Source organism: Flavobacterium limnosediminis JC2902, assembly GCF_000498535.1.
GTDB lineage: Bacteria > Bacteroidota > Bacteroidia > Flavobacteriales > Flavobacteriaceae > Flavobacterium > Flavobacterium limnosediminis.
On the sequence record NZ_AVGG01000001.1, the window covers coordinates 185,470 to 200,342 of the forward strand.

Annotated in this window: 18 protein-coding genes; 1 reads left to right on the top strand and 17 read right to left on the bottom strand. The window is 40.1% G+C overall.

Annotated features, from left to right (window positions below; translation table 11 throughout):
* Nucleotides 1-17 precede the first annotated feature (17 nt).
* From FLJC2902T_RS00835 to trmB, 14 genes are all read right to left on the bottom strand, one after another.
* Nucleotides 18-1,034 (bottom strand): hypothetical protein, encoded by a 1,017-nt coding sequence (locus FLJC2902T_RS00835; RefSeq protein WP_035676590.1) that lies wholly within the window; start codon nucleotides 1,032-1,034, stop codon nucleotides 18-20.
* Nucleotides 1,012-2,637: a flavin monoamine oxidase family protein gene (locus FLJC2902T_RS00840; RefSeq protein ID WP_035676592.1), complete on the bottom strand. Its 1,626-nt coding sequence runs from the start codon at nucleotides 2,635-2,637 to the stop codon at nucleotides 1,012-1,014. The genes FLJC2902T_RS00835 and FLJC2902T_RS00840 overlap by 23 nt, the downstream gene beginning before the upstream one ends.
* Nucleotides 2,615-4,132 (bottom strand): polyamine aminopropyltransferase, encoded by a 1,518-nt coding sequence (locus tag FLJC2902T_RS00845; protein ID WP_035676595.1) that lies wholly within the window; start codon nucleotides 4,130-4,132, stop codon nucleotides 2,615-2,617. Before FLJC2902T_RS00845 ends, FLJC2902T_RS00840 begins: the two co-directional genes overlap by 23 nt.
* Nucleotides 4,125-4,340 carry a DUF350 domain-containing protein gene (locus tag FLJC2902T_RS00850; protein ID WP_023577885.1) on the bottom strand — a complete coding sequence of 72 codons (216 nt, stop codon included), beginning with the start codon at nucleotides 4,338-4,340 and terminating at the stop codon, nucleotides 4,125-4,127. Before FLJC2902T_RS00850 ends, FLJC2902T_RS00845 begins: the two co-directional genes overlap by 8 nt.
* A gap of 18 nt (nucleotides 4,341-4,358) precedes the next feature.
* Nucleotides 4,359-4,544, bottom strand: a complete 186-nt coding sequence (locus FLJC2902T_RS00855; RefSeq protein ID WP_023577886.1) for a hypothetical protein — start codon at nucleotides 4,542-4,544, stop codon at nucleotides 4,359-4,361.
* Between the two features lie 2 nt (nucleotides 4,545-4,546).
* Complete coding sequence (locus FLJC2902T_RS00860) at nucleotides 4,547-5,773, bottom strand: DUF4178 domain-containing protein (RefSeq protein WP_081712520.1); 1,227 nt, start codon at nucleotides 5,771-5,773, stop codon at nucleotides 4,547-4,549.
* 3 nt (nucleotides 5,774-5,776) lie between these two features.
* A complete protein-coding gene (locus FLJC2902T_RS00865; protein WP_023577888.1) occupies nucleotides 5,777-6,139 on the bottom strand; it encodes an S-adenosylmethionine decarboxylase family protein in 363 nt (120 codons plus the stop codon).
* Between the two features lie 103 nt (nucleotides 6,140-6,242).
* The gene (locus FLJC2902T_RS00870; RefSeq protein WP_023577889.1) at nucleotides 6,243-6,575 is read right to left on the bottom strand and encodes a 2Fe-2S iron-sulfur cluster-binding family protein; all 333 of its coding nucleotides are present in this window, start codon (nucleotides 6,573-6,575) and stop codon (nucleotides 6,243-6,245) included.
* A gap of 2 nt (nucleotides 6,576-6,577) precedes the next feature.
* A complete protein-coding gene (locus FLJC2902T_RS00875) occupies nucleotides 6,578-7,636 on the bottom strand; it encodes an NAD(P)/FAD-dependent oxidoreductase (protein ID WP_023577890.1) in 1,059 nt (352 codons plus the stop codon).
* A gap of 187 nt (nucleotides 7,637-7,823) precedes the next feature.
* Nucleotides 7,824-8,063, bottom strand: coding sequence for a NifU family protein (locus FLJC2902T_RS00880; RefSeq protein ID WP_023577891.1), 240 nt, complete (start codon nucleotides 8,061-8,063; stop codon nucleotides 7,824-7,826).
* Nucleotides 8,064-8,155: 92 nt separating this feature from the next.
* Entirely contained in the window at nucleotides 8,156-9,283 is a 1,128-nt protein-coding gene (locus tag FLJC2902T_RS00885; RefSeq protein ID WP_023577892.1) for an Mrp/NBP35 family ATP-binding protein, read from the bottom strand.
* Nucleotides 9,284-9,432: 149 nt separating this feature from the next.
* On the bottom strand, nucleotides 9,433-9,765 hold the full coding sequence (locus tag FLJC2902T_RS00890; protein ID WP_035676598.1) for an MGMT family protein: 333 nt from the start codon (nucleotides 9,763-9,765) through the stop codon (nucleotides 9,433-9,435).
* Nucleotides 9,765-10,394, bottom strand: coding sequence for a hypothetical protein (locus FLJC2902T_RS00895; protein ID WP_035676601.1), 630 nt, complete (start codon nucleotides 10,392-10,394; stop codon nucleotides 9,765-9,767). Before FLJC2902T_RS00895 ends, FLJC2902T_RS00890 begins: the two co-directional genes overlap by 1 nt.
* On the bottom strand, nucleotides 10,394-11,068 hold the full coding sequence (gene trmB / locus FLJC2902T_RS00900) for a tRNA (guanosine(46)-N7)-methyltransferase TrmB (RefSeq protein WP_023577895.1): 675 nt from the start codon (nucleotides 11,066-11,068) through the stop codon (nucleotides 10,394-10,396). Before trmB ends, FLJC2902T_RS00895 begins: the two co-directional genes overlap by 1 nt.
* A 152-nt stretch (nucleotides 11,069-11,220) precedes the next feature.
* Here trmB and FLJC2902T_RS00905 point away from each other — a divergent pair, with 152 nt between their 5' ends.
* Nucleotides 11,221-12,276, top strand: coding sequence for a glycosyltransferase (locus FLJC2902T_RS00905; RefSeq protein ID WP_023577896.1), 1,056 nt, complete (start codon nucleotides 11,221-11,223; stop codon nucleotides 12,274-12,276).
* A gap of 13 nt (nucleotides 12,277-12,289) precedes the next feature.
* On the opposite strand, the gene FLJC2902T_RS00910 is transcribed toward FLJC2902T_RS00905, so the two are convergent.
* The 3 genes from FLJC2902T_RS00910 to FLJC2902T_RS00920 are packed head-to-tail and all read right to left on the bottom strand — an operon-like array spanning nucleotide 12,290 to nucleotide 14,779.
* Complete coding sequence (locus FLJC2902T_RS00910) at nucleotides 12,290-13,048, bottom strand: hypothetical protein (protein WP_023577897.1); 759 nt, start codon at nucleotides 13,046-13,048, stop codon at nucleotides 12,290-12,292.
* Nucleotides 13,049-13,051: 3 nt separating this feature from the next.
* Nucleotides 13,052-14,095 carry a sensor histidine kinase gene (locus tag FLJC2902T_RS00915; RefSeq protein WP_023577898.1) on the bottom strand — a complete coding sequence of 348 codons (1,044 nt, stop codon included), beginning with the start codon at nucleotides 14,093-14,095 and terminating at the stop codon, nucleotides 13,052-13,054.
* Nucleotides 14,096-14,779 (bottom strand): response regulator transcription factor, encoded by a 684-nt coding sequence (locus FLJC2902T_RS00920; RefSeq protein ID WP_023577899.1) that lies wholly within the window; start codon nucleotides 14,777-14,779, stop codon nucleotides 14,096-14,098.
* Nucleotides 14,780-14,873 lie beyond the last annotated feature (94 nt).

A 14,873-nucleotide genomic window follows, 5' to 3' on the forward strand; every position in this document is an offset into this window, starting at 1 on the left:
TTTGATATCGGGCCTTTTTATTTTGATTTCCAAATAAACCCGTCGAGAAGATAATGTGTAAACTGCGGCACTGTGAGCAGCGGAACAACCAAAAATTGCCAATTGGAAAAACTGTCAACATGCAGGAAAAACTGCTCCTTCCAAACCAATATTTCCCATAAATATTCTTCGGAAAATGCAATTAAAAGCAAAATGCCTACATAAAGCAAAATACCTTTAAATTCTTTCAGATGGTGTAAAACACCTAATTCAGAAACCTCTTTCTGATCAATTTCCTTCAAATAAATCAATGCCATATACGGAATTCCGTGTGAAACAACATTCAGCAACGTAAAGACCAAATCATTGTTAAAATACACAATCCCAAAATACCAAGACAAAGCGGTCCCTGTAATGATTGTGTTTTTTGGAATATTAAAATAGTTTTCTTTTATCGATTTATAACTTGTTCTCAAAATATAAAAAACCATTACAGCAGCATAAATCCAAGTCAGCACTTCGATTAGCATTTCATTTTCAAACCGGAAGAATTCCTCTTCCACAAACCAGTTGAATGCACGTGGGGAAGAAAAAAACCAATACAACATCGGAAAACCGGTTGCCGTATAAATCACAAAAGCATCAAACCATCTGTTCACCTTTGTTTTTTCTTCCTTCCTTGCATAAAGTCTCATAAAGCCATATTGTTGACGGATAAAATGAAACACTGCCACATAAGCCAGCACAGACCAGAAAACCTTACTTCCGAAAGAAAAAAGCAATAATCCGATACTAAAACAGAGTATGGGCAATGCAATCAACATCTTTTTTCTTTTCCGGTATTCCGAAGGCACAAAATATGTTTTGAATAAGGTTGCATAAACGTGTGCCACGTCAATAAAAACAATCAGGAACAGCCAAGTATAAAACGAGTGATTCTCTTCAACCGACTGTAGCCAATTTTGACATAAAAACACGATCGCCACCACAACAAAAGAAGGTGCGAGAATAAAAACACTGTCGGTTTTCGCTTTATGAATCCAAGGTTGTTCCATCCAAGATTGTATTTACGACATTTATTCCCTGATGAAAGGCTTCCTCGAAAATGGAAATCCCTGCCAAATCCGAATGGGCGAAGAAAATCTTATTTTCAATACTTTTTGCGGCCTCTTTCTTAGCGGCACCAAACAGAAATCCCGGAACAGGACTTATCATTCCATGTCCCAATAAGTGAATGGAAATTTCTTCTGTTTTACCCTCAATATCCGGATGTGCCATTTTTAAATCGTCAAAAACCATTTGCTTCCAATGTTCCTTTTTCTGCTTATACAGCGTCCTTCGGCTCTTTCTGATATCAGAAGAAGAAAAACTGTAATAATAGGTTATCACTTTTTTAGATTGCACTTGTCGTACCGACTGATGCTGGTCGTAAATATACCCCAAACCTTTCGATCCGTGAATCACATTATCCCAACACAAAGGGTAACTGTAATTATCGGTTAAATCGGAAACGGTTAATGTCGCCAAAAGCCACGGTGCATAATGGAATTCACGGGCGATATGTTTTCTGTTTTCCAACAAATGCTGATTGATGAACTGTGGAGTGGCCAAAACGACCTTATCCGCAATTATTTCCACCGATTCTTTCTTCATATCATCAAAAGCATGAACAACAGTTTTATCCCCTTCAATCTTTACTTCATAAGCCAAATGACTTTTCAGTGTTTTCCCATTGGAATATTTTTTCAGATGCGTGGCTAATCTTGCATTGCCTTCCGGCCAGGTAAGAACATTTTCTTTTCCGTCGGAAGTTACATTATGTTTTCTTCCTGCGAAATAATGAATTCCCGCCCAGGCAGAAACGTAATCAACGCCCAAACCAAAATCGTCACGGCAACAATAATCTACATAAGCAATCAACGGCCCCGATGTAAGCTGATTTTCATCAAGCCATTGCTTCATTGTGATACTGTCCAACTTTATGGTTTCAACATCTCTTGAGGAATTCGCCAACGGAATATCGAAAAGATACTTACCATCAGCTCCTTTCGTTTCACGGAAATAATCCATTTTTGAGAAGAAAACCTGAAACTCTCTTTCATCAGTAATTGAATTCCCGTATTTCGGAACCAAGCCTTCCTGCCAGTCATTTTTGTAAAACAACCTTTCCTGAGGTGTGAATGTAAGTTGGGCTTCATCGAATTCCGGAAAACCTTTAGTATCATAACCAAGTATTACTTTTTCTTCTTCCAAAAACTGTAGCAATGCTTTATCATGAAAATTAGGCAATGGCAGGTAATGTGCCCCTAAAGGAAATTTGGAAAATTGGTTTTCACCGTTGGAAGAATTCCCTCCCAAATGGTTTTCCAGTTCCAAAACTAAAAAATCGGAAATTCCTTTTTTTCTAAACTGACGGGCAGCACTTAAACCGGAAATTCCACCACCAATAATCAGATAGGGAATATGAATCTGACGTGTCGGCTTTGGGAAATTTTTTACCCACAACCGATGTCCGAGAATATGATTGGTTCCCGAAAGACGAATAAGTAAGGCAATCACTCTCTCTTTACACGACTGCAACATCGGAAGAAGCAATAACGAAGCTGCAATCCCTTTCAGGAACGTTCGTCTCGAATTATAATTTTCCCCATTCCTCATCGAAGTAGCGTACTAAAACCTGGTTGTCCAATCGGTTGATTTCGATATCTTTTGAAATCATGTCTTTTGAGAAATAATTCAGCTTTTCAAACTGATAATTGTAAAATCGTAATCCTTTAACTTCCCTGTTTACGGTATTAAAATTGGTTGCAAAACTCTTAGCTGCAATGGTAAATCCCCATTCTCCGAAAGACGGCACATAAGCATGATACGCATCCACCTGCGGAAAAACTTCCATCATGGTTTTATTGATACACCAGAATGATTTTGGTGCAAAATAAGGCGATGTCGTTTGCACTACCACAACCGCATCCTTGGAAAGAACCTGATGAAGTGTTTTGTAGAAATTCAGAGAATAGAGTTTCCCCAAGCTGTAATTGGAAGGATCGGGAAAATCAACAATCACAACATCGAATTTCTGTATGCAATCCTTTGCCCAGATATAAGCATCCTGATTAAGCACTTTTACCTTCGGATTTACTAATGATTGTTTGTTTAAATCGGTCAGGATTGTATTGGTTTTGAACAGCTTTGTCATCCCTTCATCCAAATCTACTAACGTAATGGTTTTCACTTCTTTGTATTTCAAAATTTCGCGAACCGCCAAGCCATCACCGCCTCCCAAAACCAACACATTTTCGGCTTTTGGGGCCATTGCCATTACCGGGTGCACCAAGGCTTCATGATAACGGTATTCGTCAGCAGAACTAAACTGTAAATTATTATTGAGGTATAAGCGGTAATCACTTTTATTGTGCGTCAGAACAATGCGCTGGTAAGGTGTTGAACTTGAATAAACGATATTTTCGCCGTACAGCTTTCCTTCAGAAAAAGACAATATGGAATCGGAAAAGATAAAAACCACAAGGAGCAATACGAAGGATCCGATGGCTTTTGCCTTTAGCAGATACACTTTTTTAAGTTCCGATTTCAGCAAAAAGCACAGAACGATGGCGATGCTGACATTAATCATTCCGAAGAACAACGAGGTCCGCATCACACCCAATTGCGGCACCAAAACCAACGGAAAAAGAATGGATGCTAATAAAGCACCGATGTAATCAAACGTAAAAACATTTGACACCAAATCACGGAACTTTACCCTGTCTTTCAGAATGTTCATCAAGAGCGGAATCTCTAATCCTACAAGGCATCCGGTGATGAATACCAAAAAATAAAGGATAAACTGAAAATAATGAACACTTTCAAACAGCAGGAAAAGAATAACAGAACTCAATCCGCCGATTAATCCCACGAGGATTTCGATTTCAATGAAAGTATTCAGCATATTGCGTTGGAGAAACTTCGAAAAATAAGAACCCACCCCCATCGAAAAGAGATACACTCCGATAATGAAAGAGAACTGTTTTACAGAATCGCCTAGCAGATAGCTGGCCAAGGTTCCCGCGACCAGTTCGTACACCAATCCGCAAGTAGCAATGGTAAATACCGCTAAAAGAAGTAAAAACTCAAATTTTAAAAATCGTTTACCCATGGATAGCGGCACTGATAATCATTGAAATTCCAATGATGAATGCCCCAAAAACGATGGCAATGGCAACATTATTTTTCTGTACAATTTCTTTCCAGGTATTCTCCGGTGTCAGTTTCTCAATAATAAAGTAGGTAACCAGCAAAATGGCGATACCTAAAAGTGAAAAAATAACGGAATTTAAAATTGGTTTGGCTGCTAAAATATCCATAGTGATGTTTTTTAAATATTATTTATGATAAAAACGATTTACTGCCACGTGGCTTCCCGTTCGATTCGGGCTGTAATTTTCGGTTGATTCGCAATCACATATTCTGTTTCCGGAATACGTAAAATGCAAAAACATCAGATAGAAAAACAATCCGATGACGATGGCGATTAAATTACTCTTTATTAGTTTATAAATAGTGTCCATGATTAGTTGTCATAGGGTGAATAACTGCTTTCCGCCCACCTTTTTTGTTCGAAATAAATTGAAAGATAATACAATCCGACCGTTAAAATGCCCATAAACAAAATAGGCATCCAAACATTCCACATGGAAGGCTGATTCCAAACTGCATTCACCTTAATAAAATTATTTGTTATGTCTTCCGGAGCTTTCATCGGAGTAACCACGATATGGTATTTCCCTTCATTGACACCGCAAATATTGAATTCCTCTGAAGTATCGCCTTCTGTCCAATTTTCGCCATCCGTATAACCGTGATAGTATTCAATGTCTTTGTTGGCATAAACCTCTTCATTTGTTTTTTCATTCACCAAAGCCACCTGAAGATTCGCCCAGGAATTATCAACGTCCGAGCGGGTAGAAATAGTTAATGGCGCCGAACCGCCTTTCAAAACAAAGGAAGGACTTACAAATGACTTGTCTTTATGCTGATCAAAAGTTAAGGATTCGCTCAAAACCACCTGTTCTGTTTTGTCACTATAAATAAACAGGTGAGAGGATAAAATCAGTACCGCTGCCGAACACATGATTATGGCTAAATTCCGAACATTAATTAAAAACGGCTGTACCATTCCTACTCCCGTCTTTATTGGCGTTTTAGGCATCGAGAATCCTTTTTTTATTTCCTTAACCGAAATATGTTCCCCGAAAAAAGTAGCTTCCTGATCTCCCAACGTTTCAATTGAAATGATATAAGGTGGCTGAATATACTCAACCATGTGCACCTTTTTGACCGGAATAACAAAATCGAAATAGCCTTGCGCTGCTACAATTTCGGTATCGGTATAATCGTAGAGATTCATACGGATTTCATTATGGGTCAGAAATCTGGGATGATTTTTTACATCATAGCTGTCTTCAACTTCCTTGAGTAAAATCCAATGACCACTGGCTTCTGAAAGGTAGATAAAATCACCTTTTTTGCTTTCCAGAATATATTCATCCCAATAATAACTACCGTAAGCTTTTTTGGTCAGAATTCCGGTTACGGTGCAATCTTCCCCACGCAGCCTTCCCTTCTGCCCCACATTCAACCCTGCCAAAGGCCTTCTGTGACTGAATCCTTTTTGGGAACGAAGTCCGTCGTCAGCCATAAGATAAAGATTTTGACAATTGGGACAGACGAACGTTTTCACATCAAAATTAACCTCTACATCAGTAGTGACATCACAATGATAACAAGGAACCTTCATATTTTATCTGTTAATTTCGAAATCTTTAATAATCGTCGCGCCAAAATAATCTATATATTCCTGAGTTACCGCTTTTACTTTTGCAGAATTATCCTGCAAATAATTGCACAAATAAACATCCAAAGTCAGTTGATTATATTCCGGCCAGGTGTGTATACAAATATGAGATTCTTTCAGACATACTGCAATTGTAAAACTGTCATTTTCGAAATCATGAACCACAAGGCCCACTTTTTCCAGAGCGAATTTTTCAAGAATTAATTCGGTGACAGCTACAAACTGCTGACTGTCTGTAAGCTTTTTCATTTCGTCAACCTGAAGCGTTACCAGTTTGTGTAAACCTGGCGAATAGGAAGTTAAATTCATCTGGATAATACCTAATTCCTTTTTTCTGCGGAATATTGTGATTATACGCAGCTGTTAAAATTTTGTTACAAAAAAAGCGAAGAAAAATCTTCGCTTGTGTTTATTAGGATTCCGGTGCCAATTCAACTTCCAGTCCGTCAATGGCTTCCGTTATGTGAATCTGACAACCCAGTCGGCTGTTGTCTTTTACATTGAAGGCTTCCCAGAGCATGGCATCCTCATCGGGTGATTTCTCCGGAAGTTCCACATCATTTAAAACGTAGCACTGACAGGAAGCACACATGGCCATTCCGCCACAGATCCCTATGGTTCCTTCCGGAGCCAATTCGTAAGCACGAACCAGTTCCATGATGTTCATGTTCATGTCTGTTGGCGCTTGCACTTCGTGAGCGACTCCTTCTCTGTCAATAATTTTTATAGTTACATCTTGTGACATACTTAATCAATGGATTTAACGACAGCTTTTTCCGCTTCTTTTCTTGTTCCGTCAAAACCGTCCACTCCGGAAACCGTGGTGTATTTCAATACGTATTTTTTCCCCGGATTGATTCGGTTGTACACGCTTTGGCACATTAAAGTCGCTTCGTGGAAACCGCACAAAATCAGTTTCAGTTTTCCCGGATAGGTATTCACATCACCGATGGCGTAAATCCCTTCGATATTGGTCTGATAATCCAAAGCGTTATTTACTTTGATGGCATTTTTTTCAATTTCCAGTCCCCAGTGCGCAATCGGACCCAATTTTGGCGTTAAACCGAAAAGCGGAATAAAGTAATCCGTTTCTACATTCATACGGGCTCCGTTAACCTCAATATCCACCGATTCAATACGTTCCGATCCTTTAAAACCAACCACTTCGCCCGGTGTAATCAGTTTGATTTTTCCGGCATGTTTCAGTTCCTGCACTTTTTCAACCGAATCCAAAGCCCCGCGGAATTCGTTTCTTCTGTGCACCAAAGTCACTTCCGAAGCCACATTGGAAAGAAAAATACTCCAATCTAATGCCGAGTCACCTCCACCGGAAATCACTACTTTTTTATTTCTGAATTTCTCCGGATCTTTTATGAAATACTTGACACCTCTGCCTTTCTGCTCATAAAACTCCAAATCTTTCAAAATAGGTTTTCTTGGCTCAAAACTTCCCAAACCTCCTGCAATAGCCACTGCTTTCCCTTTATGTTTTGTTCCTTTATTGGTCGTAACGATAAAGGTTCCGTCTTCTAGTTTATCCACTGTCTCCGCAACTTCACCCAAGGTAAATCCGGGTTGGAACTGTTTGATCTGTTCCATCAGGTTGTCGATAAGTTCTCCGGCCCCAACGGTTGGGTATCCGGGAATGTCGAAAATGGGTTTTTTGGGATACAACTCCGTCAACTGTCCGCCCGGTTGCGGCAAGCCGTCTATGAGGTGACATTTCAATTTTAAAAGACCGGCTTCAAAAACGGCAAAAAGACCCGTTGGGCCGGCTCCGATAATTATTATATCTGTTTCAATCATTTCTTTAAGTTTATTGCATCTGCCCGCCCTATGGTTCGAGTCAGCGTAGCAAAGTTACAAAGTTGCAAAGTCACCAAACATGATTTATGTCAGGTTTGCGTGAGGGATGGGAGCGGCATCCTTTTATGGCGCGCAGCAGAATAAAAGATATAGCGTACAGCCCGACCCTTGGGGCACGCCCAAATAATCAGGCAATATTTACAACCGTTTCGATTTGTGGCGCGTATTTTTTTATGGTAGTTTCCACACCCGCTTTCAATGTCATCTGGTTGATTTTACAGGACGTACAGGCACCTTCCAAGCGTACTTTTACGTGTTTCCCGTCTTCAATTTCGACCAGCGTAATGTCGCCACCATCGGAATTTAAAAACGGACGGATTTCATCCAGTGCTTTTTGTATGGTTGACGTAAGTTCTTCTGTATTCATTTTTTCTAATTTGAAAATGAGATAATTTGAAAATGAGATAATTTGAAAAGCAAACAAAGTCGGTTCCCAAGTTATCCCATTTCCCCATCAATTTATTTTTTAACAGCAGAACATCCTGCCATCGTTGTTATTTTAATTGCTTCGGTTGGCGGAAGATTATCATTTCTTTTTACCGTTTCCGACACCACGCTTCGTGCCAGTTCTTCGAAAGCTGCCTGTACCGCCGTAGCCGTTTGCAACGCCGCCGGACGACCGTAATCTCCCGCTTCACGGATGCTTTGAACAATAGGCACCTCGCCAAGGAAAGGAACATTTAAATCTTCTGCAAGATTTTTAGCACCTTCTTTTCCGAAGATGTAATATTTATTGTTTGGTAATTCTTCCGGTGTGAAATAGGCCATATTCTCTATGATTCCCAAAACCGGCACGTTGATGCTTTCGTTTTGGAACATCGCCACTCCTTTTTTAGCATCGGCCAAAGCCACTGCCTGAGGGGTACTCACGACAACCGCTCCGGTAATAGGCAACGACTGCATGATCGACAAGTGAATGTCTCCGGTTCCCGGTGGCAAATCGACTAACATGAAATCCAATTCGCCCCAATCGGCATCGAAAATCATTTGGTTTAAGGCTTTAGACGCCATAGGACCTCTCCATATTACTGCCTGATCCGGACTGGTGAAGAATCCGATGGAAAGTAATTCCACACCATAGCTGGTGATTGGTTTCATTTTCGATTTACCGTCCACCTCAACCGAAATTGGTTTTGATTTTTCAACATCAAACATGATAGGCATCGAAGGCCCGTAAATATCGGCATCCAAAACACCTACTTTAAAGCCCATATTGGCTAACGTTACGGCTAAATTGGCAGTAATGGTAGATTTCCCGACACCTCCTTTTCCGGAAGAAACGGCAATAATGTTGCTGATTCCAGGAATGGATTTTCCTTTGATTTCCGGTTTTTCCGGTGCTTCTACCTTGATATTAACTTTAACTTTCGCCTTGTCGTATATTTTTTCGTGGATTACTTTGATGATGTCCACCTCAGCACGTTTTTTAATGTGCATGGCCGGTGTTGTCAATAACAAATCCACCACTACTTCATCTCCGAAAGTGATTACGTTTTGAACCGCACCGCTTTCCACCATATTCTTTCCTTCTCCGGCAATAGAAATGGTTTCCAAAGCACTAAGAATTTCTTTTCTGTCTAATTTCATATTAAATGAGAATCCTTTAAATCTTTATTTGAGAATACTTTAAATCTTTCTTTTTCAGTCTTTTATTAAGACTGATTTTAGATTGCAAAGATAGTCTGAAAAGTTTAATAGAGAAAAGCTAAACGCAAAAGTTTTGTGAATTTTTAAGATTATTGTTGGACTTCCGGTTGCCAGAAATGCTTTTCAAAATCAACAATCTGACTATCCTTCACTTTAATCCCTTCACTTTCCAATAATTGCTGCATCAGGTTGGTTCCGTCAAAATGGTGTTTCCCAGTAAGCATGCCTTTACGGTTAACTACCCTGTGCGCGGGAATATCTTCTTTTAAATGAGAAGCATTCATTGCCCAACCCACCATTCTTGCGGAACGGGCAGCGCCTAACGCTTTGGCTATGGCGCCATAAGAGGTAACCTTTCCGTAAGGAATTTGACGCGCCACCGCATAGACTCTTTCGAAAAAATTATCGGTATCAACGGCCATTAACTGGTTATGATTTTAAAAAGGGTAAACAGGGAAATGATTCCGGTTACGGTTCCGATGATGTAATTTCCGTTGGTCATCAGAAAAGAAGGTTTGTCGACATCTTTCTTCTTAAAAAACAGAATATAGAGGTAGAACATTAAAAAAGAACCTGTTACCGATCCCAAAACAAAAAGGGAGATATGCGACTGATTGAAGAAAAACCACCCTTTACGCGAACACCATATGCTTATCACAACATGGTACGGAATAGGCAGCAAATTGAGAAACGCAAGCAGCATTCCTAAAAAGAAACGACTGGTTTTGCTTCGCATTCTAATCTCTTCCTCTTTCCTTTTTTTCTTTTTACCTGCCCAAAAGAAGTAGACGGTCAATGCTGAAAAAATAAAAACCCCGATTTCCTGCAAAAGAACAACTATATCGGGATTTCTATCTATGAATTTGGCGAATAAAACAGCAATATAGGTTTGAAAAAAGACTGTGACACTGGCGCCCAGCGCAAAAATTATGGCACGGTTCCTTCCGTCGACAGCACTGACTTTTGCCGCCGTCATGTTGAGCAGTCCCGGTGGGGCAACCCCTATCGAAGCAGCCGTAAAACCTAATATGAGCGGCAAAAAATAATTCATTACTTTATCCTGAATTGTATGTAGGTAATGGCTTTATCCTGCTCTAAATACTGACTTTCGTAAAACGTCTGAATTGCGGTTACCACTTCCGGAGCGCCTTCGTTTTTATATACATTGTGATTCGCATAAATCACTTCGTGTCCTTCTCCGTGAAGCAGGCCAAGCGTATATCCGTGCATGAATTCACTATCCGTTTTCAGATTCATCACCCCGTCAGCCTTTAATATTTTTTTGTAACGCTGTAAAAACTCGGAATTGGTCATTCTGTGTTTCGTGCGTTTGTATTTTATCTGCGGATCCGGGAACGTAATCCAGATTTCGTCTACTTCCCCTTCGGCAAAACAATGCTCGATTAACTCGATTTGGGTACGCAAAAAGGCTACGTTGTGCATTCCGTTTTCGACAGCCGTTTTGGCTCCTCTCCAGAATCGCGCTCCTTTTATATCGATACCGATAAAATTCTTCTCGGGATAGCGATTTGCCAAACCAACCGAATATTCTCCTTTTCCACAACCCAATTCCAGAACCAGCGGATGGTCATTCTTAAAAAACTCCTTGTTCCACTTGCCTTTCAACGGAAATGTATCATTCACCACTTCTTCTCTTGTTGGCTGGAAAACATTATCAAATGTAGCGTTTTCCTTAAATCTTTTTAACTTATTTTTACTTCCCACGACTTAATTTAAAATTTTGGTAAAATTAAGGAAATATACCGCAATAAAAATAGTTTTACTTTGCAGTATTATTTTTCGCCAAAGATAAACAATCTTTTAAAAGAATTGGTTACTAAACAGTTAAGCGGTTTTATTGTGAACCCTCAGATAAAATGAACAAAAAAAGAATTTTAGTAGCGCCTTTAAACTGGGGTTTGGGCCACGCCACGCGATGCATTCCCATCATTGAAGCATTGCAAAAAAATGGCTTTGAACCCGTACTCGCATCGGACGGAATTGCCTTAGCGTTACTGAAAAAAGAATTCCCACAACTGACGGCACTGGAACTTCCTTCGTATAAAATTCAGTATGCCCAGAACGGCGCCAATTTCAAATGGAAACTGTTCCGACAAATTCCGAATATGTTTCACGCAGTCCGTAATGAGCGAAAAACAGCCGAAAACTGGATCGAACAGTACAATATTGACGGTATTATTTCCGATAACCGTCTGGGGGTGCATTCCAAAAAGGTTCCGACTGTCTTTATCACCCACCAACTGAATGTCCTAACGGGAAACACCTCTTGGCTGACTACAAAAATCCATCATCATTTCATCAGAAAGTTCGACATCTGCTGGATTCCCGATGTGGCAGGAAAACCGAATTTATCAGGTAAACTGGGCCATTTGAACAATTCAAACCTCAACCTGAAATACATTGGTCCGCTTAGCCGGTTCAACAAAAAAGAGACGGAAGAAATCTACGATCTTATGGTGATCTTATCGGGTCCGGAACCGCAACGCACCCTATTGGAGGAAAAACTGAATCTTGAATTAAAAAACTATGACGGGACGATTCTTTTTGTCCGCGGTGTGGTTGAAGAGGAACAAAAGATCAGTAAACGTTTCAACTGTACCTATTATAATTTCATGAATACCGCTGAACTGGAGATAGCTTTCAATCAGAGTAAAATGATTTTGTGCCGATCGGGTTATACTACAATTATGGATTTGGCGAAATTGGACAAAAAAGCATTTTTCATTCCGACGCCCGGGCAATACGAACAGGAATACCTGGCCAAAAAGCTTACAAAGAAAGGAGTGGTACCCTCATCAAAGCAAGACAGTTTCAAAGCCGAACATTTGCTTCAGGTTAGCATATACAAAGGGCTGAAAGACGTTGGAAAAAATGAGGTAAGTTTGAATGAACTCCTCTCTATTTTCAGTTGAAAGCCTGAAACATCTAATTGCCAATCGTATTTTTCCTCGACAACAAATCCCGTATTTTACTGTTTTCCGAAATCGACAAATTGAATTCTTCCTGATTTTTATAGTTTTCAGGCGAATCATTTATCTGGCAATACACAAAGGACTTGTCTTTTTGAGGCACTATAACAATGGTCTGGCCGAATCGCAGGTCAAATAACTTCATATTGAATAAAAGCGTACTGAAACCATCGGGACTCTTCGAGAAAACCCAGTCGAATTTATTGTCGGCCGTTTTAAAAAATCCCTGAGCGGTCAAATAAGGAAAATTTCTCGATTCTACGAGTGTGGATTCTTCCGCGTTTGCATCATTGGTTAAGACCAGCAAAGTGAGGGCATCTTTCACAACTTCCGATTCAGGGTTCTCATATTCCCCGATTCTGACACCTTTAAAAAGATAATTTTTCACTTTAACCGTAATCGGAGTGCTGGCTACGGCATAATCGTATTCGGCTACCGGAAAAGGTGTTTTGTTCAGCGGGTAAATCGAAAGAGCTTCGGCGTATTTTTCAAAAGTAGCAATGTCCTGTTTATACAATTTCAAATCCCATTTTGCAGTATCCGAATGGGATTCCGATTTAAGTTTCAGTTGTTCAACATCCCATCTATCGCTTCCAACCATCGCTTTTTTAGGTTTACAACAAAGAAACAAACCGCAAAAGAAAAACAGGAATACGATTCGCTGCAATCCTAAAACGCTTTGGAACCCAACTTTATTTCTTCCGAATCCCTTCATCAGTTATTTTGCTTTTTCTAAGGTAAACGAAAATTCGGAACCGAAGCCGTATTTGCTTTCCACGTAAATTTTCTCATTATGTGCTTCGATGATGTGTTTCACGATGGATAGTCCCAGTCCGGAACCGCCTTCCGCGCGCGAACCGCTTTTGTCCACCCTGAAAAAACGCTCAAACAGTCGCGGCACATGCTGACTTTTGATCCCTTCTCCGTTATCGGTAATCCGGACAATCACCTTCTGATTGGTTAAATTCTCGATACTGACTTCGGTTGTACCTTTCTCTCTTCCGTATTTAATCGAATTCATAATCAGATTGGTCAGCACCTGCTCTATTTTTTCCTGATCGGCATAGACATAAATCGGCTTGGTGTATTTCATGTCGAACATCAGCATGATGTTTTTCTGATCGGCTTTCATTTCCAACAGATCAAAAACATTCTGGATCACATCGACTATATTGAATCGGGTAAAATTCAGGTTCAGGTCACCGGTTTCCAGTTTGGAAATCATATCCAGATCCTTCACGATACTGATCAATCGCTCCACCCCTTTCTCTGCACGCTCCAGGTACTTTTTACGGATGCTTTTATCGTTCATGGCGCCATCCAACAAGGTGGACAAGTAGCCTTGCACGGTAAACAAAGGCGTTTTCAGCTCATGGGAAACATTCCCGAGAAATTCCCTGCGGTATTCCTCACGGACTTTCAGCATTTCAATTTCGATTTTTTTCTCTTTGGCAAATTTCTGAACGTCATGGGTTAACGTCGCCATATCGGTTGTGATGGGCTTATTGCGCAGTGTTGTGGCATCCAGAAGCGATACATCGTCATAGATTTTCTTAACGCGTTTGTAGATGAATTTCTCGACGCGGAATTGCAAAACAAAAAAAGAAAACAGAAATATAGCTATGGTAAACGCCGTCAAAAAGGCGTAATTGATTTCAAAAAAAAAATGCAGTAAAATCGCGACCAACCCCGCTGCAAACAAGGCAATATAGAACGCAGATTTTACGGCAAATTTATAGGATTTCTTAAAATTGATACTCATTTACAGCTCCAGTTTGTAGCCTACTCCTTTTATGGTTTTAAACAAATCGTCTCCGATTTTTTCTCTCAGTTTTCGGATGTGAACATCGATGGTTCTTCCGCCCACGACCACTTCGTTACCCCAGACTTTGTCCAGAATTTCTTCCCGTTTGAATACTTTTCCGGGTTTGGATGCCAAAAGGTAAAACAATTCGAATTCTTTTCGCGGCAGAACAATTTCTTTTCCGCTGTTGATAATCTTGTATTCTTCGCGATTGATTTCAATCTCTCCTACCCGAAGCACATCACTTTTAGCCTCCTCTTCCTTAAGTCTTCGAAGTAAGGCTTTCACTTTACTTACCAGTAATTTCGGCTTAATAGGCTTGGCGATGTAATCATCGGCACCGGCGTCAAAACCGGCCACTTGCGAATAATCTTCACTTCGCGCCGTAAGAAACGTTATGATAACATTGGCCAATTCGGGAATTTTACGAATGTTTTCACAAGCTTCCATGCCATCCATTTCAGGCATCATCACATCCATAATAATGAGTTGAGGCATTTCTTTTTTTGCTTTGGAAATGGCTTCCCTGCCATTGTTTGCCGTTACAACCTGATAACCTTCCTGAGTCAGATTATAACCTACTATTTCTAGAATATCCGGTTCGTCATCTACCAGTAAAATCTTAATGTCTTTCTTTTTCATAAATGGACACTGTTATGTGTTTTCGGGATGTAAAGGTAAAGATAATACAAAACCATTAACATTGCATTCCTTGTGTTAACGATTATTTAATATG

Excerpts from the sequence above, each read along its gene's own strand:
- FLJC2902T_RS00835 (WP_035676590.1), bottom strand. The coding sequence starts at position 1,034 with ATGGAACAACCTTGGATTCATAAAGCGAAAACCGACAGTGTTTTTATT.
- FLJC2902T_RS00840 (WP_035676592.1), bottom strand. The coding sequence starts at position 2,637 with ATGAGGAATGGGGAAAATTATAATTCGAGACGAACGTTCCTGAAAGGG.
- FLJC2902T_RS00845 (WP_035676595.1), bottom strand. The coding sequence starts at position 4,132 with ATGGGTAAACGATTTTTAAAATTTGAGTTTTTACTTCTTTTAGCGGTA.
- FLJC2902T_RS00850 (WP_023577885.1), bottom strand. The coding sequence starts at position 4,340 with ATGGATATTTTAGCAGCCAAACCAATTTTAAATTCCGTTATTTTTTCA.
- FLJC2902T_RS00855 (WP_023577886.1), bottom strand. The coding sequence starts at position 4,544 with ATGGACACTATTTATAAACTAATAAAGAGTAATTTAATCGCCATCGTC.
- FLJC2902T_RS00860 (WP_081712520.1), bottom strand. The coding sequence starts at position 5,773 with ATGAAGGTTCCTTGTTATCATTGTGATGTCACTACTGATGTAGAGGTT.
- FLJC2902T_RS00865 (WP_023577888.1), bottom strand. The coding sequence starts at position 6,139 with ATGAATTTAACTTCCTATTCGCCAGGTTTACACAAACTGGTAACGCTT.
- FLJC2902T_RS00870 (WP_023577889.1), bottom strand. The coding sequence starts at position 6,575 with ATGTCACAAGATGTAACTATAAAAATTATTGACAGAGAAGGAGTCGCT.
- FLJC2902T_RS00875 (WP_023577890.1), bottom strand. The coding sequence starts at position 7,636 with ATGATTGAAACAGATATAATAATTATCGGAGCCGGCCCAACGGGTCTT.
- FLJC2902T_RS00880 (WP_023577891.1), bottom strand. The coding sequence starts at position 8,063 with ATGAATACAGAAGAACTTACGTCAACCATACAAAAAGCACTGGATGAA.
- FLJC2902T_RS00885 (WP_023577892.1), bottom strand. The coding sequence starts at position 9,283 with ATGAAATTAGACAGAAAAGAAATTCTTAGTGCTTTGGAAACCATTTCT.
- FLJC2902T_RS00890 (WP_035676598.1), bottom strand. The coding sequence starts at position 9,765 with ATGGCCGTTGATACCGATAATTTTTTCGAAAGAGTCTATGCGGTGGCG.
- FLJC2902T_RS00895 (WP_035676601.1), bottom strand. The coding sequence starts at position 10,394 with ATGAATTATTTTTTGCCGCTCATATTAGGTTTTACGGCTGCTTCGATA.
- FLJC2902T_RS00905 (WP_023577896.1), top strand. The coding sequence starts at position 11,221 with ATGAACAAAAAAAGAATTTTAGTAGCGCCTTTAAACTGGGGTTTGGGC.
- FLJC2902T_RS00910 (WP_023577897.1), bottom strand. The coding sequence starts at position 13,048 with ATGAAGGGATTCGGAAGAAATAAAGTTGGGTTCCAAAGCGTTTTAGGA.
- FLJC2902T_RS00915 (WP_023577898.1), bottom strand. The coding sequence starts at position 14,095 with ATGAGTATCAATTTTAAGAAATCCTATAAATTTGCCGTAAAATCTGCG.
- FLJC2902T_RS00920 (WP_023577899.1), bottom strand. The coding sequence starts at position 14,779 with ATGAAAAAGAAAGACATTAAGATTTTACTGGTAGATGACGAACCGGAT.